At 55.1% G+C, this 21,992-nt stretch carries 23 protein-coding genes; 16 read left to right on the top strand and 7 right to left on the bottom strand.

All coding sequences use genetic code 11. From position 1 onward, the window contains the following. Nucleotides 1-179 precede the first annotated feature (179 nt). Nucleotides 180-1,781, top strand: a complete 1,602-nt coding sequence (locus tag AC6T8Q_RS20665) for a DUF1549 domain-containing protein (RefSeq protein ID WP_500680878.1) — start codon at nt 180-182, stop codon at nt 1,779-1,781. A 5-nt stretch (nt 1,782-1,786) separates the two neighbouring features. Continuing rightward, the gene (locus AC6T8Q_RS20660) at nt 1,787-3,088 is read left to right on the top strand and encodes a DUF1501 domain-containing protein (protein ID WP_500680877.1); all 1,302 of its coding nucleotides are present in this window, start codon (nt 1,787-1,789) and stop codon (nt 3,086-3,088) included. Nucleotides 3,089-3,105: 17 nt separating this feature from the next. Here the strand turns inward: AC6T8Q_RS20660 and AC6T8Q_RS20655 are convergent, their stop codons facing one another. From AC6T8Q_RS20655 to ychF, 4 genes are all read right to left on the bottom strand, one after another. Then, nucleotides 3,106-3,498: a type II toxin-antitoxin system VapC family toxin gene (locus tag AC6T8Q_RS20655; RefSeq protein WP_500680876.1), complete on the bottom strand. Its 393-nt coding sequence runs from the start codon at nt 3,496-3,498 to the stop codon at nt 3,106-3,108. Nucleotides 3,499-3,501: 3 nt separating this feature from the next. Next, on the bottom strand, nt 3,502-3,624 hold the full coding sequence (locus AC6T8Q_RS20650) for a hypothetical protein (protein WP_500680875.1): 123 nt from the start codon (nt 3,622-3,624) through the stop codon (nt 3,502-3,504). A gap of 161 nt (nt 3,625-3,785) precedes the next feature. After that, on the bottom strand, nt 3,786-4,922 hold the full coding sequence (locus tag AC6T8Q_RS20645) for a S66 peptidase family protein (RefSeq protein WP_500680874.1): 1,137 nt from the start codon (nt 4,920-4,922) through the stop codon (nt 3,786-3,788). 117 nt (nt 4,923-5,039) lie between these two features. After that, the gene (gene ychF / locus AC6T8Q_RS20640) at nt 5,040-6,131 is read right to left on the bottom strand and encodes a redox-regulated ATPase YchF (RefSeq protein ID WP_496920489.1); all 1,092 of its coding nucleotides are present in this window, start codon (nt 6,129-6,131) and stop codon (nt 5,040-5,042) included. A 204-nt stretch (nt 6,132-6,335) separates the two neighbouring features. On the opposite strand from ychF, the gene AC6T8Q_RS20635 reads away from it, so the two are divergent. The 9 genes from AC6T8Q_RS20635 to AC6T8Q_RS20595 all read left to right on the top strand — a co-directional run bounded on the left by AC6T8Q_RS20635 (nt 6,336) and on the right by AC6T8Q_RS20595 (nt 13,120). Further along, the gene (locus tag AC6T8Q_RS20635; RefSeq protein WP_500680873.1) at nt 6,336-8,009 is read left to right on the top strand and encodes a tetratricopeptide repeat protein; all 1,674 of its coding nucleotides are present in this window, start codon (nt 6,336-6,338) and stop codon (nt 8,007-8,009) included. Between the two features lie 177 nt (nt 8,010-8,186). Beyond that, nucleotides 8,187-8,765: a sigma-70 family RNA polymerase sigma factor gene (locus AC6T8Q_RS20630; protein ID WP_500680872.1), complete on the top strand. Its 579-nt coding sequence runs from the start codon at nt 8,187-8,189 to the stop codon at nt 8,763-8,765. Between the two features lie 12 nt (nt 8,766-8,777). After that, the gene (locus AC6T8Q_RS20625; protein WP_496920486.1) at nt 8,778-9,077 is read left to right on the top strand and encodes a zf-HC2 domain-containing protein; all 300 of its coding nucleotides are present in this window, start codon (nt 8,778-8,780) and stop codon (nt 9,075-9,077) included. Nucleotides 9,078-9,216: 139 nt separating this feature from the next. Then, nucleotides 9,217-10,032, top strand: a complete 816-nt coding sequence (locus AC6T8Q_RS20620) for a spondin domain-containing protein (protein WP_500680871.1) — start codon at nt 9,217-9,219, stop codon at nt 10,030-10,032. 87 nt (nt 10,033-10,119) lie between these two features. Continuing rightward, nucleotides 10,120-11,196 carry a redoxin domain-containing protein gene (locus tag AC6T8Q_RS20615; protein ID WP_500680870.1) on the top strand — a complete coding sequence of 359 codons (1,077 nt, stop codon included), beginning with the start codon at nt 10,120-10,122 and terminating at the stop codon, nt 11,194-11,196. Beyond that, the gene (locus AC6T8Q_RS20610; RefSeq protein ID WP_500680869.1) at nt 11,193-11,585 is read left to right on the top strand and encodes a VOC family protein; all 393 of its coding nucleotides are present in this window, start codon (nt 11,193-11,195) and stop codon (nt 11,583-11,585) included. The genes AC6T8Q_RS20615 and AC6T8Q_RS20610 overlap by 4 nt, the downstream gene beginning before the upstream one ends. A gap of 131 nt (nt 11,586-11,716) precedes the next feature. Continuing rightward, nucleotides 11,717-12,172 (top strand): DUF4112 domain-containing protein, encoded by a 456-nt coding sequence (locus AC6T8Q_RS20605; RefSeq protein WP_496920482.1) that lies wholly within the window; start codon nt 11,717-11,719, stop codon nt 12,170-12,172. A 40-nt stretch (nt 12,173-12,212) separates the two neighbouring features. Next, nucleotides 12,213-12,575, top strand: a complete 363-nt coding sequence (locus AC6T8Q_RS20600; protein ID WP_500680868.1) for a hypothetical protein — start codon at nt 12,213-12,215, stop codon at nt 12,573-12,575. Between the two features lie 53 nt (nt 12,576-12,628). After that, on the top strand, nt 12,629-13,120 hold the full coding sequence (locus tag AC6T8Q_RS20595) for a hypothetical protein (RefSeq protein ID WP_496920480.1): 492 nt from the start codon (nt 12,629-12,631) through the stop codon (nt 13,118-13,120). A gap of 29 nt (nt 13,121-13,149) precedes the next feature. Here the strand turns inward: AC6T8Q_RS20595 and AC6T8Q_RS20590 are convergent, their stop codons facing one another. Next, entirely contained in the window at nt 13,150-13,473 is a 324-nt protein-coding gene (locus AC6T8Q_RS20590) for a hypothetical protein (RefSeq protein WP_496920479.1), read from the bottom strand. A gap of 4 nt (nt 13,474-13,477) precedes the next feature. Next, nucleotides 13,478-14,647, bottom strand: a complete 1,170-nt coding sequence (gene larC / locus AC6T8Q_RS20585; protein ID WP_500680867.1) for a nickel pincer cofactor biosynthesis protein LarC — start codon at nt 14,645-14,647, stop codon at nt 13,478-13,480. A gap of 348 nt (nt 14,648-14,995) precedes the next feature. Between larC and AC6T8Q_RS20580 the strand changes: the two genes are divergently transcribed. The 4 genes from AC6T8Q_RS20580 to AC6T8Q_RS20565 all read left to right on the top strand — a co-directional run bounded on the left by AC6T8Q_RS20580 (nt 14,996) and on the right by AC6T8Q_RS20565 (nt 20,808). Beyond that, entirely contained in the window at nt 14,996-15,676 is a 681-nt protein-coding gene (locus AC6T8Q_RS20580; protein ID WP_500680866.1) for an FHA domain-containing protein, read from the top strand. 131 nt (nt 15,677-15,807) lie between these two features. Beyond that, a complete protein-coding gene (dnaE, locus tag AC6T8Q_RS20575; protein WP_500680865.1) occupies nt 15,808-19,386 on the top strand; it encodes a DNA polymerase III subunit alpha in 3,579 nt (1,192 codons plus the stop codon). A 34-nt stretch (nt 19,387-19,420) separates the two neighbouring features. Further along, nucleotides 19,421-19,738: a thioredoxin family protein gene (locus AC6T8Q_RS20570; RefSeq protein ID WP_500680864.1), complete on the top strand. Its 318-nt coding sequence runs from the start codon at nt 19,421-19,423 to the stop codon at nt 19,736-19,738. Between the two features lie 95 nt (nt 19,739-19,833). Further along, nucleotides 19,834-20,808: a UDP-glucuronic acid decarboxylase family protein gene (locus AC6T8Q_RS20565; protein ID WP_500680863.1), complete on the top strand. Its 975-nt coding sequence runs from the start codon at nt 19,834-19,836 to the stop codon at nt 20,806-20,808. On the opposite strand, the gene AC6T8Q_RS20560 is transcribed toward AC6T8Q_RS20565, so the two are convergent. After that, on the bottom strand, nt 20,802-21,239 hold the full coding sequence (locus AC6T8Q_RS20560) for a VanZ family protein (protein ID WP_500680862.1): 438 nt from the start codon (nt 21,237-21,239) through the stop codon (nt 20,802-20,804). The genes AC6T8Q_RS20565 and AC6T8Q_RS20560 overlap by 7 nt on opposite strands. Before the next feature lie 122 nt (nt 21,240-21,361). Between AC6T8Q_RS20560 and tadA the strand changes: the two genes are divergently transcribed. After that, nucleotides 21,362-21,853, top strand: a complete 492-nt coding sequence (gene tadA, locus AC6T8Q_RS20555) for a tRNA adenosine(34) deaminase TadA (RefSeq protein ID WP_500680861.1) — start codon at nt 21,362-21,364, stop codon at nt 21,851-21,853. Nucleotides 21,854-21,992: the final 139 nt, after the last annotated feature.

Below are 21,992 nucleotides of genomic sequence, written 5' to 3'. Positions count from 1 at the left end.
CGAAGCCAGTCTCGTTCGCGGGACTGGCTTTTTCGTGTTTTCACGGCGAAATAGGGCCCCTTTTCTTTATTGCGATACTCAATCGCGTCGAGGGGGTTAAAAATAAGAGTAGCCTCCGGCGCGAGCCGCGAGGGACAAAACAACCTCTGACCCTCGGCTCGCGCCGACGGCTATGAGCCATGATTTCAAAATGCTTTTTCGTTGCGTTTCTCTTGAGCAGCATTTCGATTGCTCACGCCACGCCCCCTGCTACCGCCGATGTAGCGCGGCAAGTTGATCAGTCACTCGCGGCGGAATTGTTCGACGAACGAACCAAACTCGCACCGCGGACCGACGATGCCACGTTTGCTCGTCGGGCATGGCTCGACCTCGTGGGGGATATCCCCACGCCGGAAGAGTTGACCGCGTTTGTCTTGGATCCGGCCAAAGATAAGCGTTCGCAACTCGTCGCCAAGTTGCTGGCGAGTCCACATTACGGTTTGAACTGGGCTCGCTATTGGCGCGATGTGATTTTGTTCCGCGCGCTGGATGAGCGTTCGCAACTCGTGGCGAACCCGCTCGAAGCCGACTTGGGCCAGTGGCTCAATGAGAACCGCTCTTGGAACAGGATCGCCACGGAGTTCATCACTTCGCATGGCGACGTTCGTGAGGTGGGTGGCACGGCGATCATGATGGCGCAGGATGGCCAGACCGAAGAAATCGCCGCCGAGGTATCGCGTATTTTTTTGGGCGTGCAGATTCAATGCGCGCAGTGCCACGATCATCCTTATGATCGTTGGAAACGCGAGCAGTTTCATGAGCTCGCGGCGTTCTTTCCCCGCGTGACCGTGCGGCCCGTGCGGGATCTGACGAAGCGCAGTTTTGAAGTCGTTGGGCAGGATAATTTTCGCCGTCGACCCCGTGGTAATAATGTCGAACGGCAACCGACGGCCGAACACATGATGCCCGACTTGGAAGATCCTCAAGCACCCGGTACTCAGATGGAAGCGAAGTTTTTCCTGACGAGCAGCAGCGTGCCTTGGGGGACGACCGATGATCAGCGTCGGATGCAACTGGCCACGTGGCTTACTGAGAATGAATGGTTCGCTACGGCAGTGGTCAACCGCCTGTGGGCCGAACTCGTGGGAGAAGGTTTTTACACGCCCATTGATGACATTGGCCCTGACCGCGAATCGACGGCGCCCGAGACAGTGAAGCTACTGAGCAAGGCTTTTCAGGAGAGTGGTTACGACATGAAGTGGCTGATCGCCACGATTTGCGAAACCGCGGCTTATCAAAGACAATCGCGTCCTCGCCGTGAGATGGAAGAAACGCCGTTTACGGCAAACGTACCCCAGCGTCTGCGAAGTGATCAGCTTTACAACGCATTGCTTTCGGCATTAGACATGCCCGAACAACCGACCAAGGCAGCGCAGCTATTGCGTGGCCGAGCGGGGACGCAGCGAGGAAAATTCGAGACGGTGTTTGGCTACGATCCCAGCGTGCCGCGCGAGGAAGCCGTTTCGTCTATTCCCCAAGTTTTGGCGTTGATGAATTCGGGACAGGTGAATCAGGCCGTTCGGACGAACCGCTACACGGCTTTGAAAGAGTTGCTCGATACGATTCCCAACGATGACGAGCTCACTACGGAAATCTTTTTGCGTTGCTTGTGCCGACAGCCAACCAAGAAAGAAATCGGCGCGATGCGGAAATACACACAGGGTGCCAATAACCGTCGTGAGGCTTACGAAGACTTGGCTTGGTCGCTCGTGAATTCGGCGGAGTTTCAATACCGGAACTAAGAAATATGACACACCAATTGCATCACATCACGAATGTAGCCACGCGGCAAGGTCGGGTCGTTCGCCGGCGGGATTTTCTCAAGCAACTCGCGGTCGCCGGCTTGGCAGCGGGGACGATGAGTTGGACCGACGCGATTGCCGCGTCGTCGGAGCAACTTCGTTCGCGAGGGATGTCGTGCATTTTGTTGTGGATGAGCGGTGGGCCTTCGCAGTTTGAAACATTTAGCCCTAAGCCCAACCATGCCAACGGCGGTGAAACGAAGGCGATTCCCACGAGTGTTCCGGGGATTCACTTTGCCGAGAATCTGCCTCACTGCGCGAAAGTGATGGACGATCTGGCCGTGATCCGCTCGATGACGAGCAAAGAAGGAAACCACTTGCGGGCGACCTATTTGCTGCATCACGGGTATCTGCCCATGGGTGGCGTGAATTTCCCCACGATTGGTTCGCAAGTGGCCCATCAAATTGGCGACGCGGCCAATCAGCTCCCTAGCTATGTCCGCATCGGCGGGCGCTTACCGAGTTCCGGAAGCGGCGGCTTCTTGGGAGTCGATTACGATCCGCTCGTGTTACAGTCGGCCACGCGTCCTCCCGAGAACACGACACCGCTCACCGATAACAAACGTTACGAACGCCGCTTGCGACTATTGAATTCGATGCAAAATGAATTCGTGGCCAACGGTGGCGAGCAACTTGTCGAGGATCAGCGCAAGCTCGTCAAGCAAGCCTCCGACATGATCATGAGCCCGCGGATGGAAGCGTTTGATATCGAACGCGAACCGGCGAAGCTGCGCGAAGCCTATGGCGAAGGAGAATTCGCTGCGGGATGCTTGATGGCTCGGCGTTTGGTGCAGCAAGGTGTCACGTTCGTCGAAGTGGTTTCCAAGGGATGGGATACCCACGTCGACGGTTTCAATAAAGGCCGGGAGTTGACCGCCCAGATCGACCAACCAACCGCGATGCTCATTAGCGATCTCAAGCAGAGCGGCATGCTCGACAAAACGCTGGTGGTGTGGCTGGGTGAGTTTGGCCGCACGCCGAAGGTGAATCCGCGTGCTGGCCGCGATCACTATCCGCGGGCTTTCAATGCCGTGCTGGCTGGTGGCGGTGTGCGGGGCGGGCAAGTCATCGGCAAAACCGACGAGTCGGGGACCGAAGTAATCGAACGCCCCGTGGCGGTCACCGACTTATTCCGCTCGATCTATCACGCACTAGGGATCGATGCCGATCAAGAAAACATGAGCAGCATCGGCCGGCCGATCAAAGTGGTCGATGGCGGCGAAGTTGTGCAGGAGTTATTTAGTTAAACTTATCAAACAAACAATCAGGGCAGAATTTCGATTCCGAACTGTTGGAAGTGTTGGTCGAAAGCGACGGCTTTTTGAATCTTCAAATCCGTAATGACGATTTTGCTTGTGCAATCCGTGAAGCTCCAGCCAGCGTTGGCGCGTTGCTGAAACAAGATCCAGGCACGTTCGATTTGCGATTTCTCCAGAAAACAAATCGCAGCCATTGTTTCGTCAAAGAATTGGCTGCCTGCCTCGATTGCTAATTGTGTCCGTTTGCGAATCGAAAGCAAAGTGAGTGTTTCATCGACGCAATAGTCACTCGTTACAAGCGGCTGATCGTTGTTGGTGAACCACTGCACCATGTTCTTGTGTTGAGGGTCGTCAGGGACAAAGCGCGCAAACCAAGCACCCGTGTCAACAAAGATCATGGTTTAAGCACCATAGAGAGCTTGATCGTGGTCGACTCCACTGAAGGAATCGCCAGGATTCTCGTTGGGAACGGAATCAATCTTCGCGAGCGCTTTGTGATAGCGCGATTTTTGTTCGTCACTCATGGTTCCAGGTGGGGCTGGAAATGACCCCGGGACCATAATTGTCACTTCAGTTCCATTAGGAAGGGTGAGCGCGTCCGTCGGGACAACCACGCCGTTCTGAATGTGACCTTGTATAACCATACAGGTATTCTAGCAGAAGAATGGCGATAAGAAATAATGGCTTATTTTCCCCGTCCGATGACCGTCAGCGTTGCCTTGTCGGCGTCGATTTCCACTTCGCCCCCCAGCGGGAGCGTGCAGTTCATCGTGACGTGTCCGATGGGGAAGTTCATCAGCACGGGGATGCCCAGCGGCTCGAAGTATTGCTTCAACACCCCCTCAGCGGTGAAACGCGGATCGGTTTTGCGCGGTTTGGGTTCGGGGACCTTGATGAACAGCCGCTGGACATGTCGCCAGTATTTTTTCATGTGGGCGATGAATTTATCGAGTTTGGAAACGGTTGGCTCAGAGTCGGTGAACTGCCCGACGACCACGCCACGCAGGTTGGCGAGCTTGCCGTTGGTTTTGAGCTGCTGAAGCATGCGGTCAATGCGATAAGGGGCTTCGCCGACGTCTTCGACCACGAGAATTGCGTCGGTGGTATCGATAGCGTACGGCGTACCTTCGACCGCGGCGAGCAACGTGAGATTTCCACCCACGAGCCGGCCACGTGCTTTGCCATGCCCGATTGCAATCGGCTGAGGAACTTTCTTATCTTTTTCCTCCCCATAACCGGTGCAGTCAATCACGTAGTCTTCGGAATTTTGATCGCTTTGTTCGACTGCTCGGAAAAAGTATTTTTCTGCAAATGGTTTAAGATTATCGTCGCTGCCAAGACCCCACATGGGGTTTGGGCTGTGGTAAGTTATGAAACCGGCTTTCTTGTTGAACGCATTATGCAGGGCTGTGATGTCGCTGAAGCCGATAAACAGCTTAGGATTCTTGCGGATTACGTCGAAATCGAGCATGTCCAAGATCCGCGTCGTGCCATAGCCCCCCGTGCCGGGAAAGATCGCATCGACTTCCGGATCAGTGAAGGCCTGCATCAATTCTTCGGCGCGGCGCTCGTCGCTGCCGGCGAGATAACCGACTTCGTCGAAGAGATCGTCGCGATGTTTGATTTTGTAGCCACGCTCTTTGAGCCGCTTGATGGCGAGCTTGGTGCGCTTTTTATCCAAAGACCCCGCGGGGGCGATGAACATGATCGTGTCGCCCGGCTTGAGCAGCGCAGGTTGGATCAATTTCTCGTCGGACTGCGCCCAGCCAGAAAGCGGCAGGCAGCATATCAGTAAAAACACACAAAGCAGGCGACGGACCATGGCAGGCTCACAAAGGCAAGCTAAAAACGGGACACTAAGTTCCTGCCATGTTAAACCAAGCGCAAGCCGATTTACAGAAGCGGCTAGCCGTCTCCGACTCGTTATTGCGCAGCAGTTTCACACATTGAACAAGAAGTGGCAAACGTCGCTGTCGCGCATGATGTAGCTTTTTCCTTCGACGCGCAACTTGCCGGCGTCGCGGATCGCTTTTTCCGTGCCGTATTGGTCGAGGTCGTCCACGGAATACGTTTCGCAGCGGATGAAGCCGCGCTCGAAATCGCTGTGGATCGCGCCGGCGGCTTGGGGAGCGGTGGCGCCGGCGGGGATCGTCCAAGCGCGGATTTCCTTTTCGCCCGCGGTGAAGAAGCTTTGCAATCCGAGCAGCTGGTAAGCCGCGCGAGCCAACGCTGCGAGGGCCGGTTCGGTCAGGCCAAGGCTTTCGAGCATTTCTGCGCGTTCGGCTTCGTCGAGTTCACTGAGCTCGGCTTCTAGTCGGGCGCAGACGGGAACAACGGAACCCCCTTCGGCTTCGGCGCGCTGGCGGACTGCTTGGACGTGCTTGCCAGTGCCCGTCAGATCGTCTTCATCGACGTTGGCCACATAGAGGACGGGCTTGGTTGTGAGCAGTTGCAGTTCTTTGTAGGCCTTGGCCAAATTCGGATCGTCGTAGCTGAGCCCCCGGGCTGGCTTGCCTTCGGCGAGCAGCTTGTGGCATTCGGCCAAGACTTCCAGACGCAGCTTGGCTTCCTTGTCGCCCGTGCGCGCGGAGCGATTCGCCCGTTCGGTCATCGATTCGACCGACTGCAAATCGGCGAGCATCAATTCGGTGTCGATCGTTTCGATATCGCGGATCGGATCGACGCTGCCTTCGACATGAATCACGTCGGGTTCCTCGAAGCAACGCACGACGTGCAGGATTGCATCCACGGCCCGGATATGAGAGAGAAATTGGTTGCCAAGGCCTTCCCCTTCGGACGCACCGCGAACAATGCCGGCGATGTCGACCAACTTCAGGATCGCGGGCACAATTTTTTGGCAGGGAATGTGTTTTTGTATGCGTTGCAAGCGCGGATCGGGGACGGCCACGGCACCGACGTTGGGCTCGATCGTGCAAAACGGATAGTTTTCGCTAGCGATGCCCGCTGCGGTGAGTGCATTAAACAAGGTCGATTTGCCGACATTGGGCAGTCCGACGATTCCGGCTTCCATGGCCCTGCTTTCTGGTGTTTTGGCCGTGAGAACATGTGAAAAACGGCAATTTTAGTCGACAACGTCTCTTTGCGACAGTCGCGAAAGTCGCGGGGCAGCGGGAGTTCTCCGTGGCCAGAATCGCCCTTAAAGGTAATAATAAGACGCGGATTTCTTCCCAAGGATGTCTCTTCCCGTTTTGCAAGCACTCAAAAGGTTAGGACGATGATGGATCGGCGCACGCACCTCGCGGCTTTTGTGGTATTTCTTTTTTCGTTCGTGGTTTTGACTGTCGGGGGCCAATTGGCTCACGCGGAAAGCAAGGGCCAGGACGATCTCGACGAGGCGATGCGGATGCGGGTGACGGCCGAAGGGCTGCCCGATCTCAATCAAGTCATCGACAAGCTGCAAGTCGCGCTCGACAAGGGGCTGGAAGTTGAAGACGCCGAAACAGCCGAGCAGATGCTGTCGGGCGCGCTCATGGAGCGAGCTTCGACGCTCATGCAGGTGGTCAATTCCAATTCGATTGGCGACGACCGCATCAAGCAGATTCTCAAGCTGATCGTTTCCGATTTACGGCGGGTATTGGCTTACGACAATCCGCCTCCCACAGCCAACTACATGCTCGGCAAATTGATGTCGCTGCCAGGGGGCGATGCCCATGAAGCGCGGCGGTTGCTCACCAACTTTCTCGCCGCGGAGGATATTCCCGTGGATGACCGGGCCGAGGCGTTGATGCTTCGTGCGCGTGTGCAAACCGACGAAGAGAAATCGCTGGCCGATTTTGACGAAGCCATTAAGCTCGTGCCCGACAACTCGAATTTTGCCCTCGTGCGAGCGATGTTTCTGCGGAGCAAGGGCAAGTACGACGACGCGTTGACGGATATTAACAAGCTGATCGAACAAAGTCCCGAAGACGCCAACGCATTCATCTTGCAAGGCGAAGTGTTTCGCGATTTGGACAAACCGGATGATGCGCTTAAGAGTTTTGATGAAGCCACAAAACTGGCCCCGCAAGCACCTGGACCTTATCAGCAACGTGGCGAGATTTATCGCGAGAAGCAGGACTACGAGAAGTCGATCCAGGAATTTTCGAAGGTAATCGAGTTGCAGCCCGGCGACGTGTTGCCGTTGGTGCATCGCGCCGAAGCGTATCTCAACGATAAGCAATACGATAAGGCGTTAGCCGACGTTGATGCTGTTCTCGAAGAACAGCAAGTTGTGGCGGCCCATCGCTTGCGCGGGGAGATTCTGGCTCAGCTTGAACGACTCGACGAAGCGATCGACGAGATGCAGCAACTCACCAAGGCCGTGCCGAATCAAGCCGAGTTGAAGATGCAACTGGCGATGTACTACTTAATCAATAAGCAGCCCGAAGAGGCGATCTCCGAATACGATGACGTGCTGCTGTTGGATCCGGAAAACTTTCTGGCCCTGCGGAGTCGTGCCGATGCTTACTTAAACGTCGGTAAGCACGCCGAGGCGATTGCCGATTTTGAGGAAGCCCTCAAACTTGAGCCGGAAGATAGTTCGGTTTTGAATAATCTGGCGTGGGTGTTGGCAACTTCTCCCGAAGCAAATCTCCGCGACGGCAAGCGGGCTGTCGATTTGGCGACCAAGGCCTGCGAGCTGACCGAGTACAAGTTACCGCATATTTTGAGCACGCTGGCGGCGGCGTTTGCCGAGTCGGGCAACTTCGACAACGCGATCGAGTGGTCGCAAAAGGCGGTCGATATGCACGATCCCGAAAACGACGACCAATTGGCCAAGGAACTGGCCAGTTATCAAAAGAAGCAGCCCTGGCGGGAAAAGCAGGACGTCGCGAAGGATAAAGAGCAACCCGCCGAGAAGGTTGACCCCAGCACGGACAAGGGCGTGGAGCGCTCGTTGGATTTTTAGTTTTTTTGCTCATTGGTTTATCACGTCACCTGTAAATGAATGACGGTGCCGATTTCTCATGGCATTTTTTCAGAATGGGTAAGATTTTTTGTAATCCTCCGGGATGCGGACCGTCTAAGCCCTTAGGAGAACTTTCTGTAGGGAAGAAGTCCCCCTAATGACCGGAACAGATTAGCCATGTCAACCAACTCAGCTTCAGCAGCCGAGCCTTGTGCCAACCCTGGCGAGTGGGTTGATCAATATGGTGACGTCCTCTTTCGATATGCCAGTTCACGTGTCGGCGACGTAGAACATGCCGAAGATTTGGTGCAAGAAACATTTCTTTCCGCGTTTCGTCATAGGAAGCAGTTTGACGGGCGTGCCCGGTTTGGCACCTGGCTGGTTGCGATTCTGCGTCGAAAAATCGCGGATTACTACCGTGCGAAGCACAAATCTCCTGAGTTACTTGACGACGACACAGCCGATTGCGCTGTGAGTTTCAGTGAACGAGGCAAATGGAAAGTCGCACCGACTAAGTGGCAGTCGGCACCCGAGGAGTTGGCCGAGAACGTAGAGTTCTGGGGAGTTTATCAAGGTTGTTTGGGAGATTTGCCCGCCCATTTGTCCCAAGCTTTTCATCTGCGTGAAATGGCTCGCTTGGCGGTTGAGGAATTGACTCAAAAGCTAGCAATCACTCCCCAAAATCTTGCCGTGCGACTTCATCGCGCGCGGATCTTGCTCAGAGAATGCTTAGAGAAGAAATGGTTTTTGCCTTAGGTGGAGTCGTTAATGAACCAACACACTCGTGTCTCGCTTTTAAATCTCAGTTGTCGAGAAGCGACTCGCTTGGAGTCTGAATCGTTAGATCGCCAGCTTTCCTCGCGGGAAAAGTGGGCCTTGCGATTTCATATTTGGTTTTGTCGCGCTTGCCGTCGATTTCGCTCGCATTTGAGATTCATGCAAGACATGGTCACGCGAATGCCCATCCCTCTGAGGGAAGCACTCGTCGCGAGCAAGCTGCAACTTTCATCTTCGCGGCGTACCCAAATTAAATATCTATTGGAACAGGCGAGTGCTCAAGAAAAATAAATTGACTTAACGAAGATTAAGTTCAATAAATTTTTCATTCAGCTTGTAATGTTTCTCTCAGCCTAGCGTCTAAATCTCCGAAGTTACGAAATCGTACTATGTTGGCGATTTCTTCTCACGCACCTCGGAGGGACAGATGATGTATTTACGCACGCTTATTTCCTTGAAAGTAGTTCTCTTGTTTTGCGGTAGTTTATCACCCGCACAGGCGCAAACTGTTAAGCTTCGCGTTACTGTGGAGAATCTCGCCCCCGCTAATAGCATTTCGCTAGCACCCCTGCGGTTTGGTTTTGGCAACGGAACGTTCGATTCTTTCGATAACAACCAACCCGCTTTTTTGTTAGGCAATCCCGACATCTCGCAGGCCCCGATCGTGACGATTGCCGAAGGTGGCTCGGGTTCGACGTGGTTTCCAGCTTTTGCCGCCGCCGAGCCTAACGCTAATTTGGGAAGTGTGTTGGGACCAACCATTCCTCCCTTCTTGCCGGGCGATATGGCATCAACGCTGATCGAAGTGGATGTCGCAAACCGTTTCTTTACCTTTGGCACGATGGTCGTGCCAAGTAACGATCATTTTCTGGGGAACGCAAATCCGACCGCTTTTGAAATTCTGGATGCGAACGGAGAATTGCTGCTGACAAGTATTACCGAAGACGCGAGCCGGATCTGGGACGCTGGTTCGGAAAAGGAGAATCCCGCTAATGCCGCGTTTCTTGTTGGTGGAGTCAACGCGCAGAGAGAAAATGAAAATTTGCCGGTCACTTTCAACTTTGCGGACCTTTCGGCATTCAATGGTTTCACGACGGCAGCCGGTTACACATTCGATAGCTCTTTGCTAACTGCGAATACGCCCGTTTTGAGAGTTTCCTTTGAGAGAGTACCCGAACCTACGTCGATCTTGCTGACATTATTGGGCTTGATGGCACTGAGTGCGACTCGCCACAGAATTTGCTAGGATATCTTTTGCGGAATCATGACAGCAACTTGCCGGCCCAGGGAATGACCGTGGGCCGGCTTTGATTTTTTTTGGAGCGCCAACGTCATGTTCATCAGAACATTGATTATTTCCTGCCTTCTGGGAATTTTCTCGTGGTCGGTTGAAGCAGCTGAGAAGCCGCAACTCACAGATCCCACGATTCTACTCATTCGCGATGACGCCGTGCGGCAGGAACTGGCTTGCACGCCCGAGCAGCGTCAATCGCTGGATGAGCTGTTGCGCAAGCACAATCGCATGCTGCTGGCGATTCGTGATGTGAGCCCGTCGGGGGCCGACAAGACAGCCCAGCCGGAACTTGTCGAGATTCGGGCCGAGCTCAAGAAATTGTTCACGAACGATCAACGCCTGCGATTGCAGGGGCTCACGCTGCAAGCGCAAGGCTACGATGCCCTGCTACGTAAAGACATTGGCAAAGCGCTCCAGCTGACCGACGAACAGCAGACAAGGCTCACGGAGATCTCCACGCGGTTTCGCAACAGGCTGCATGACTTGCAGCAGCGCGGCATGGAAGCGCTGGAGGGTGAGCTGCCTCAACTCAACGCCGAACGGCATAAGGAAGTCGTCGAACTGCTATCCCCGGAACAGCAAGATGCCTATGGCCGCTTGTTGGGACAGCCATTTGATTTCAGTAAGGTCGTAAAGAGCCCCGCCTGGGCACCGGAGTTTGTGGGGATTGAAGAGTGGGTGAATTCCGAGCCGCTTTCCCTGGAAACGTTGCGCGGCAAAGTCGTTGTCGTTCACTTCTTTGCCTTTGGTTGCAGCAACTGCATTAACAACTATCCCTGGTATCGCGAGTGGCATGAGGCGTTCCAAGGGAAAGACGTTGCGCAGATTGGCATTCACACGCCAGAGACGGAGTTTGAAACGGATAACGCGCAACTACGAGCTTCTCTGGAGAAACATGAGTTGAAGTTCCCCGTGGCGGTCGATAAAGAGAAGAAGATGTGGCAGGCTTGGTATAACAACATGTGGCCGAGCGTGTACATCATCGACAAGCAAGGCCGCGTGCGGTATTGGTGGTATGGCGAGCTGAACTGGGAGGATGCCGGCAATCAAAAAGTTGCGCGGCGGCAAATCGAAGAGTTGCTTGCCGAGCCAGCAACCTCAGGGGAGTCGTCATGAATTTTGGCTACACGATTATCTACGTCGACGACGTGGCGGTAACGCTGGAGTTTTATGACAAGGCATTTGGCTTGGCGACGCGGTTTCTGCATGAGAGCGGCTACGGTGAGTTAGAAACCGGTGCGACGGTGTTGGCGTTTGCCGCGCACGAAGTGGCTGAACAAAATCTGCCCGGGGGTTACGCACGAATTTCGGCCGAGGGGCAGCCGTTTGGCGTGGAGATCGGTTTGACCACGACCGACGTTCCCGCGGCTTACGAGCAGGCGGTCGCCGCGGGGGCACAGCCAATCTCCGAACCGAAGACCAAGCCGTGGGGGCAGGTCGTGGCTTACGTGCGGAGCATTGAGGGGACGTTGGTGGAACTTTGCTCGCCAATGGTCGCGCCCTAGTCAGTGCCTGCCACTTTCTGCGCGAGACTTCTTCGCTTGTCGGAAATTCGGGTTTGCCGCGCTTGGAACGGCATTTGCCCCCTGTCTTGTCCGCCTCTATCTTCCCCTGCCAAAATGTCATGGTAAAAAATATGAACTGGTTAGTTGCCAATCAGCGCGATTCGCAGCAGCGCATGTGGCCTGTCATAGGCGGCTTTACCGCCGATGAACGCGAGCCCTTGGATCGAGCGCAGGTGATGCGTCGATTGGAATGGCTGACGACGGTTTTGGATGACCGCTACAAAGTGCCCGGCACAAAGATGCGTTTCGGGTGGGACACACTCATCGGACTCGTGCCGGTGGCCGGTGATGGTTTTACGACGGCGATGTCGGTGTACTTTATGTGGGAAGCGAATCGCCTTGGCGTATCCAAATGGACGTTGTGGCGGATGCTCGGCAATGTGGGGATCGACTTTGTCGTGGGTGCCGTGCCATTGGTGGGAGATTTGTTCGACATGGCCTGGCGGGCTAATCGCAAGAATCTTGCTTTGCTTAAAAAAGAACTCAGTCGCGACGTGCCCGTAGAGACGTTAAGTCGCGCATCCTAAATCAAATTTTTAATTCGTCGCCAAATCAGGAGACACATCGATGTCTAAGCCAGGGAGTTCGACAGTCGGTTCGTTGCGCGCCAATCGCCCCGAAAAAAATTCTGACGGGGATTCGATCACCAGCGACGACATCTGCGATGCCGCCGAGGCGTTGCGGTCCGTCGAGATCGAAGCGGCGCGCGACAACTACGACGCCGAAGCAGATACGGCAGATACGGTTGTTTGGTCGGCTGATAGCAATGATGTTGTGATCCCGGTGAACTTGGAAGAACTTTCGATTGACGAACTGCGTGCGGTGGCGGGGATGTTGCAGATTCCGAATTACGCCCAGATTACGGATCAAGAAGAACTGCTCGCGACGATTCGGACGTATGCCGAGCCGCCGCGGAGAACGCCAAAGTAGTCTTTAAGTTGAGAAACCGTGGGCTGCCGCCCTCGGCTAGTAGAGATCTAAAGATGAGCAATACGCTGATTACTTACATGCACGATCACTTGGCGGGGGCGCGGTTTGCGATCAGCTTGCTGCAAACCTTGCGGGAAGATCGCGAAAACATCGCGGTGAAGAATCTCGCCGAGGAGTTGCTCTACGAAATCGAGGAAGATCGTCAGGTGTTGGAGCATTTGGCGGATAAGATCGGTCAGCCCCAGAATAAGTTGAAAGAGGGTGCTGCCTGGCTGGCGCAGAAGGCGAGCCTTTGGAAGTTGGGCAGCGATGGTGCGTCGTTGAGCACGTTTGAAGCACTCGAAACGCTTTCGCTGGGGATTATGGGGAAGCTTGCGCTGTGGCGGGCTTTGCGGGTATTGCAACCCGAGGAGCCGATTCTGTTTGAAACCAATTTCGAGCATTTGTGCAAACGGGCCGAGCGGCAGTTTTTTCGCGTGGAGCGTTTGCGGATCAAGCTGGTGCCGAAGGTGCTGTCGAGCGACAACGAAGTCGCGGTGGCTTAAATCTTTTTTTCCGAGGCGGGACGCCTCGGCTATTTATGATGTTCCATCCGCTCAAGCAAACTTTCCATGCGGGCGATTTGCTTTTGACTGTCGGCGATCAGTTGCTCGAGCACGATGATCTTCGTCGTGAGTTGGCCGTTGAGATCGCGGGCGAGATCAATCATTTCGGCGCTCATCTCGCTCGTTTTCCAGGGCTTCGCCGTTGGCGGTAGCCGGCGCATGTCGTTCACGACGGTTGTGTTGCGCTGACGGGCCTTTTCGGCTTGGGCTTTGCGCATGAGCGTGTAAATCAGCACGGCACAGCCGGCTAGCATTAAGACAGACGCTCCCAAGTTGGCGAAGATGACGATCATCGGTTTACTTTCCAAACGCGGAGCGAGCCGCTGCTTCAATCATGCTTAACGAGACTTTATGTTTTTCCGCGGCTTGCACGCATGCTTCGTATTCCGGCGAAAACTTTTCGCTGCCATTCGGAAGTTGTGCCACGATTCCCGTGATCTCGCCATAGGGCGTAACGACGCTGACGCTGTGCCGAGGCAATATCCAACGGTCGAGCGTCGAGCGACGTAAGCCGAGGGCCGTTGTTTCGCGAAAGATGATTGTCGCGAGTTTCTCGGCATCGCTCGCATGGCATTGCACTTGAAGCAATACGCCGGGGCGGTTCTTTTTCATCGCCAGCGCGGTGGTCGCCACGTCGAGCGCGCCGGCTTGCCATAGCAGCGTGGCACAGTGGCCAATCGTTTCGCCGGTGGTGTCATCGAGATTGGTTTCCAAAAGCGTGATTGTGTCGCTCGCAAATTGACTTTTAATGGCCGCCGTTTCGCCCACCAATAATCGCAGCAGGTTGGGATGCTCGAAATCTTTTTGTCCCGCGCCGTAACCAATTTTTTCAATCGACATCGCGGGGACGGGACCAAACTCATCCACGAGCGCCGCGACGATGGCCGCACCGGTGGGAGTCGTAAGTTCACCTGCCACAGTCGAAGCTGCCAGCGGTACGCCACGCAGGAGTTCTCCCGTTGCGGGGGCGGGAATCGCACACCGACCATGAGCGATCTCGACAAACCCGGTGCCCGTGGGAATCGGCGAACAGACGATGTGGTCGACGCCGAGCAGATCCCAAGCGATGGCCGAGCCGACAATATCCGCAATGGAATCGACCGCACCGACTTCGTGAAAGTGAACTTTCTGGATCGTCGTGCCGTGAACTTTGGCTTCAGCTTCGGCGAGCCGGAGAAAGATTTTTTTGGCGAGTTGTTTTTGATTTTCAGAGAGCGTGCTGCCATCGATCATCGCGTCGATGTGATGCAAGTGGCGATGCTTGTGTTCGGGCTCATGCGCGACGGTGAGTTGCAGCGCTCGGAAACCACATTTTTTGGTTTCCACCACTTCCAACCGGCAGCTTGGCAGGCCGAGTGAATCAATTCCGGCTTGAACTGTGGTCAGATCGACACCGGCATCTAAAAGGGCTCCGAGCATCATGTCGCCGCTAATGCCACTGGCACAGTCGAGATAAGCAATCCTCATACCGCCTTGTTCCCACTACAGTTTTTTTGCATTTCGTTTTCCGCGGACCACATTTTAGGGGATAAACTTAAAGAGGGCGACTCCGGCAAGATTGTGCGGGGAATTTGCTTGATTCGCACGCAGCGCGTCAAGTTTTGATTTTTTGGACGCGGTGGGCCAAATGGCATTTCACTTGCTCCACGAAATCTGGCGTGTTATAAGCGAAAGTTAGGGTAATCGCTGCCAAAAGCGGCACTCGCTGGGTTGACCACGGGTGCACGGGCTGAAGGTGCAAGTAGATTGTCGGGGCAATTTAGGGCCGACGCACATCAGTTCTGACCAACGGCAGAAGACAGGCGGAAAACGGTGATGGCAAGTGTGACATTGCGAGTTCTTGACGGCGCCGACCGTGGCAAGGTCTTCGATCATCTGGAGCCTCCCATCACCATCGGCCGCGAGGAAGGGAATTCCGTTCAGCTCAACGACGAACGGATTAGCCGCTTCCACATCAAGATTCAAGAAGACCAAGAAAAACTCGTACTGACCGATCTGGAAAGCACGAATGGCACGCGTGTCAACGGCGAAGACACGCACCTGCGGATCCTGCGCTACGGCGACGTGATCAACGTAGGGCGTTCGGTATTACTGTTCGGCACGCGCGAGGAAATCGCCGGGCGGATCCACGACCTGCGCAACGACGGCCTGTGTGTGAACGAAGATTTCGCCACAAGCGAGTTGGTGTCGCCCGCCAATTCCAATTCATTGAGCTTCGAGTTGCGACTCGGTTCTTCGGAAGAACTGCAAAGCACGCTGCATATCCCCGAGCCGCCTGATTTGCCGAACTCGCTCACAGCGGGTCAAGCGGCCCAGCTTTCGGAGTTGCTCGAATATTTGCATTTACGTGCGCGGCACATTGTCCGCGGCACGAGCATCGACGAAAAAGATCTCAAGGCGACACTCACCGCCGAGCAATGGCAGGATTTTCTCGACCTGCAATCGCAACTCGCCGAGTACCTCAAAGTGATTGGGGATGCGAATCGGGAAGAGTGAGCTTGTTTACGGAGCAAGCTCTGGCGCTAGGATCTTCCGCGATTTCTTGCATCTGTCTCCCTTGCTAGCAACCGGGTACAATGGCGGTTTGCCGTTCTGTTGTGCCTAGTTTGCTGAAGGGAATCGCGCGCGTGTCTCAGCCGTTCGTTCATCTGCATTGCCATAGCCATTACAGTCTCTTGGACGGGGCGAGTCCGATCAAAGGGCTGGTCAATCGCGCCAAAGAGTTGGGGATGAACGGCCTCGCGCTCACCGATCACGGCAATCTCTATGGCGCGCTCCAGTTCTATCAGGCGTGCAAAGATGCCGAGATCAATCCAATTTTGGGATACGAAGCCTACGTCGCGCCGGGGAGCCGCTTCGACAAATCGGGCGCGAATAGCAGCAAAGAAGCCACCTATCATTTGACGCTCCTGGCGCAGAATCGCATCGGCTTTCAGAATCTGATCAAGATGGCGAGCCGCGCGTTTTTGGAGGGCTTTTATCACAAACCCCGCATCGATCGCGAACTGCTTGCCGAGTATAGCGAGGGGATTATCTGCCTGAGCGGCTGCGTGTCGGGTGAATTCAGCCGAGCGATCCTGAATGGCAGCAATGCCGCGACCGAGGATCAGATTGCCCAAGGGATCGCGATTACGCAGTGGTTTCACCAAGTTTTCGGCAATCGTTACTTCATCGAGATTCAAAATAACGGCCTCGCCATTCAACGCCAGGCGATGGAAGCCGCGGTGGAGGTGGCGACTCGCGTGGGCTTGCCCGTCGTGGCGACCAGCGATGCCCACTACGTGAATCAGGAAGATGCCGAAGCACAGGACGTACTGTTGTGCATCAACACGGGCAAGTTTCGCACCGACACGAACCGCATGAAGATGGAAGGGGATCAATTCTTCCTGCGCAGCCACGATCAGATGTACGCGGCGTTGCCGAATTTTGAAGATGCGCTGAAGCGTTCGCAGGAAATCGCCGACTCGGTGCATATCGACCTTGAGCTGGGCAAACGTCATTTCCCCAGTTTTCAATTGCCCGCGGAAAAGAAATCCGACGAGTACTTACGCGAGTTGTGCCTCTCTGGACTTAAAGAACGCTATGCCGATGAAAGCAAGCGTTGGCATGGCGACGATCTTTCCAAGGAAGTCTACGACCGCTTGGAGCGCGAGCTGTATGTGATCACCAAGCTTGGTTTCTGCGATTACTTTTTAATCGTGTGGGACTTCGTGCGGTTCGCGGTCGAAAAGGGAATTCCCTGCACGGCACGCGGTTCGGGCGTGGGGTCGCTGGTGTGTTACGCGCTCAAGATGAGTCACGTCTGCCCGCTGGAATACGATCTGCTGTTCGAGCGGTTTCTCGATGAAAACCGTTTGGAAGCGCCTGATATTGATATCGACTTCTGCAAAGATCGCCGCAGCGAGGTCATTCAATATGTGAAGGACAAATACGGCGAAGCGAACGTCGCGCAGATTGGCACGTTTGGGACACTGGCCGCACGGGCGGCGATTCGCGACGTGGGCCGTACGTTGGGGATGCCGATCTTTCGCGTCGATCAAGTTGTGGCGATGGTGCCCGACCAGTTGGGCATCTCGATTGGCGAAGCGTTGGTGCAAAGCGACGAGCTCAAGAAGGCGTATGAGAACGATCCAGAAATTCATCAGTTGATCGATCTCGCGCAGAAGATTGAAGGCCTCGCGCGCAACGTGGGTACCCATGCCGCGGCGGTGGTGATCGCGGGTAGGCCGGTTGATGAATATGTGCCGCTACAGCACGTGAAGGGGAAAAGCGAAGTCATCACGCAATGGGCAATGGGTGACGTCGAGCGCGCCGGCCTGTTGAAAATGGACTTCTTGGGGTTGCGCAATCTGACAATCCTGGCGCGGACGATTGAATTGGTCGAGCAATCGCAGGGCAAACGAATCGATCCTTATAAGTTTCCGATCGATGACAAGGAAACCTTCGCCCTGCTCTGCCGTGGCGAAACCAAGGGTATTTTCCAGCTCGAAAGCGGCGGCATTCGCGATCTGCTGCAGCGCATGAAGCCCGACCACTTTCACGACATTATCGCGACGAACGCGCTCTATCGCCCCGGCCCGCTCGAAGGGGGCATGGTCGACGACTACATTGCCGTGAAGCATGGCCGACAAGAGGCCGAATATCCGCATCCGGTGATGAAAGACGTGCTCGTCGAAACGCATGGGGTGATGGTTTATCAAGAACAGGTCATGCGGATTTTGAATCGCTTGGGGGGAATTCAGCTCTCTCAGGCGTACACCTGCATTAAAGCGATCAGCAAGAAGAAGCTGCCGATGATCGCCAAGTACCGCGAGGAGTTTCTCGACGGTGCCCACAAGCAGGGATTGGATAAGAAGAAGGGTGAAGAGCTTTTTGGCATGATCGAGAAATTCGCGGGCTACGGCTTCAACAAATCGCATAGCACGGCTTACGCGCTGATCGCCTACATGACGGCGTATCTCAAGGCGCACTTTGCGGTGGAGTTTATGGCCGCATTGTTGTCGTGCGATATTCCTGGTCGTAATTTCAAGAGTAAAGATTCGCTGGTCGAGCATTTGGAAGATTGCCAGCGGATGAACATCGAGGTTGTGCCGCCGAATGTAAATTCGAGCGATCCGGACTTCACGGTTGCGGACGGCAAAATCATGTTCGGCTTGGGGGCGATCAAAGCGTGTGGCACGGGGGCCGCGGAAGCGATTGCCGCCGAACGCAAGAAAAATGGTCCGTTCAAGAGCCTGTTTGATTTCTGCGAGCGGGTTGATCCCCAGCTTTGCAACCGCGCGACGATTGAAGCGCTCGTTAAAGCGGGTGCGTGCGATACGCTGGGCGGGCATCGGGCGCAGTTGATGCTGATGCTCGATCGGGCGTTGCAATCGGGTGCCGCCGCCGCGGCGGATCGTCGCAGCGGACAGAAGGGTTTGTTCGGCGACGACGAGGAAGAAGAGGTCGCAGCCCAACCTGTCGATTTGCCGAACATTCCCGCGTGGGATGAGAAAGATCAGCTCGCCCGCGAGAAGGAAGTTTTGGGCTTTTATCTATCCAGTCATCCGCTCGCTGAACACGAACAGACTTTGCGCACGTATTGCTCGAGTTCTGCGTCGCTCGCCAAGATGAACCATCGCGATGAAGTCGTGCTGGGGGGGATGCTGGCGGCGATCAAGTTTTCGCACACCAAGAATCCGCGGCCTGGCAGCGTACACACGAAATACGCGATGTGGGATTTGGAAGACCTCGACGGCATGGTCCGTTGCATCATGTGGCCCGAGCAATTCGCTGAGTTTGGCACGATGGTCGAGCCCGATAAAATCGTGGGGATCATCGGCAAGGTCGACCGCCGTCCGGGAAGTGAAGAAACAAATCTGATCGTCGACAAGTTGTTGTCGCTCGAGGATTTGGCCAAGCAGTTTTCCAGCGGCATGGTGGTCCGCGTGCGTGAAGATCAGCACGGTGAGCTTGGGCTGACGCAACTTAAAGAAATCGTGCGCGGATATCCGGGGTCGAAGAAGCTGAAACTGCGTTTGGAACTTTTGGATGGTAGCTGCGTCTTTTTCGATTGTGCCGTGGGAATTGAACCGAGCCCGGAACTCAATACGCGGATCGATCAACTGTTGGGCGATGGCAACCGCAAGATGGAGCGGGCTCCGTTACAGCCGCAAAATAATGGCAATGGCAACGGGCGGCAGTATCGCCAAACGGCCCGTGCGTAGCTTCGTTGGCACATGAATTGCGAATGACTTCAACATGAACAGTGAATATCTCAATCCTGGTCCTACCCGCGAAACCGTCGACGAGATGTCAGGCGCTGTGCTGCTTGAATTCGGGACGAGCTGGTGTGGTTATTGCCAAGGAGCAGCGTCGCACGTGGCCACTGCGCTTCGCGAGTCTTCGGACATCGAACACATCAAAGTGGAAGATGGCCCCGGCAGACCGCTGGGGCGATCATTCCGTGTAAAGCTGTGGCCAACGCTGATTGCGCTCAAGGATGGCGTGGAAATCGCCCGCGTCGTGCGACCACAAAGTTCCGAGGAAGTGCGTGAAGTGCTGGCGCAGATTTCATAAGAAGAATGCGCCGTCTGAGCCACGTTCTCTCGTTGAGGAAGTAAGGCGAGCCAATTAGAATCGTTCTTACAGCTTTCATTCCTCAAGGGTCACGCATGGCAGCAATTAAACGTATTTTAGTCACTGGTGGGGCGGGGTTTCTCGGGTCGCACCTTTGCGAACGGATGGTCGGTGAAGGGCACGACGTCATTTGCCTTGACAATTTTTTCACGAGCCAGAAGACCAACGTCGAACATTTGCTCGGCAAGCCAAACTTCGAGTTGATTCGGCACGACATTACGCTGCCGATCGTCTTGGAAGTCGATGAAATTTATAACCTCGCTTGTCCGGCATCGCCCGGTCACTATCAATACAATCCCATCAAGACGATGAAGACTTCGGTGCTGGGAGCGATCAACACGCTTGGTCTGGCTAAGCGCTGCAAAGCGCGGATCTTGCAGGCTTCGACCAGCGAGGTTTACGGCGATCCGGAGGTGCATCCCCAGACGGAAGATTATCGCGGCTCGGTCAATCCGATTGGCCCCCGCGCATGTTACGACGAAGGCAAGCGCGCGGCCGAGACGCTGTTTATGGATTATCATCGCCGCAACAAGGTCGATATTCGCATCGTGCGAATCTTCAACACCTACGGCCCGCGGATGCACCCGTTCGATGGGCGAGTGGTTTCCAATTTCATTCGCCAAGCTCTGTTGGGCGAGAATATTACGCTCTTTGGCGACGGCTCGCAGACGCGGTCGTTTTGTTATCGCGACGATTTGGTGGAAGGAATCGTTCGCATGATGAACAGCTCTGGCGAATGCGTGGGGCCGATTAATTTGGGCAATCCCGACGAGTTCACGATTCGCGAGTTGGCAGAACTTGTGATCGAAATGACGGGAACAAACTCCAAGATTGTCGAACGCCCGTTGCCCGAGGACGATCCCACACAGCGTCAGCCGGATATCAGTCGGGCCAAGAAATATTTAGATTGGGAGCCGAAACTCAAATTGCGTGAAGGCTTGGCCAAAACGATTGAATGGTTTAGCACGATTCGGCTTGAAGACTATCGCGCGCCGACGCCCCATTATTGAGATGCTTGGGACGTCGTGGGCAACAGCATGGCCGCGCGGTAAATCAGCGGACGGGCCACGCGAAACAGGATTAAGCCCGTAACGGCGCCCATAACGTCGAAGAGCCAGTCCCTACTATCGCAGGTTCGGCCCACGGGGATTTGTGTGAGTTCGTCGAACGCACCGTACAGTGTGCAAATGAGCCAAACCGTGAAATAATGAACCGGCCGTAGCCGACCGATGGTCAGTTCCCAACTGGTGAGCAGGAAAAGCGATAGTGATAGATACGCCCAGAAATGAATCGTCTTGTCGCTGGCGCTGATCCCTGTGTGCAGTGGGCCAGGGAGATGCGTGCCAATGAACATGGCGATCAGGAGAGCCACGGTAGCGAGCCACATGAACGTAGCCGCACGACGTAGCGAAGTCGAATTCATCATGGTGTCGGAATGCATCATTGTTTCCCAGCAATTAGATAAGTATAGCAGATAGTCCTGGTGGGAGCGGAAATTATGCGTTCACGCTTCATACGCCCCTACTCCCCAGGTCGTTCTGAGTCGAAAAGAAAATTCGTCCGATGTTGAAAAATCTCGCAGAAAATGAGCAAGCCGCCGAGGACTTGCGTTGGATGGCGCTAGCACTTACCGAGGCCGAGCAAGCCGCGGTGGAGGATGAGGTGCCGATTGGTGCGGTGATCGTTCGCGACGGGCAAATCCTGGGCTCGGCCCACAACCAGCGTGAACAATTGCGCGATCCCACGGCACATGCTGAAATGATTGCGATCACGCAGGCCGCTGCAGCTTTGGACTCCTGGCGGCTCGAGGGTTGCACGCTGTACGTGACCTTGGAGCCCTGTCCGATGTGCGCGGGGGCAATTGTGCAATCTCGCGTCAAACGAGTCGTTTATGGTGCCGAGGATCCCAAGGCGGGGGCGGTCAACAGTCTCTATCAACTGCTTCAAGATGCTCGGTTGAACCACCGCGCGGATGTCGTGGCAGGCGTGATGGCCGAGGGATGCGGGCAAATTCTTTCGCGTTTCTTTCAACAGAAGCGTACGGCGAAGAAATAAACCCGTGACTTGCGGACAAGTTGGCAGTTGCCAACCTGACTTGTCAGTCGTAGCGATTTTTCTGTTGAAGATTTGACGTTGAGGCAGACTTAAACGCGGATTCGCCCGCTTGGTCCGTAGGCATCGTGTAGACTATTGC

It is taken from the genome of Bythopirellula sp. (genome assembly GCF_041737835.1).
Taxonomy (GTDB): domain Bacteria; phylum Planctomycetota; class Planctomycetia; order Pirellulales; family Lacipirellulaceae; genus Bythopirellula.
The sequence above is the reverse complement of the archived record's forward strand: the minus strand, read 5'-3'. Positions and strand labels throughout refer to the sequence as shown.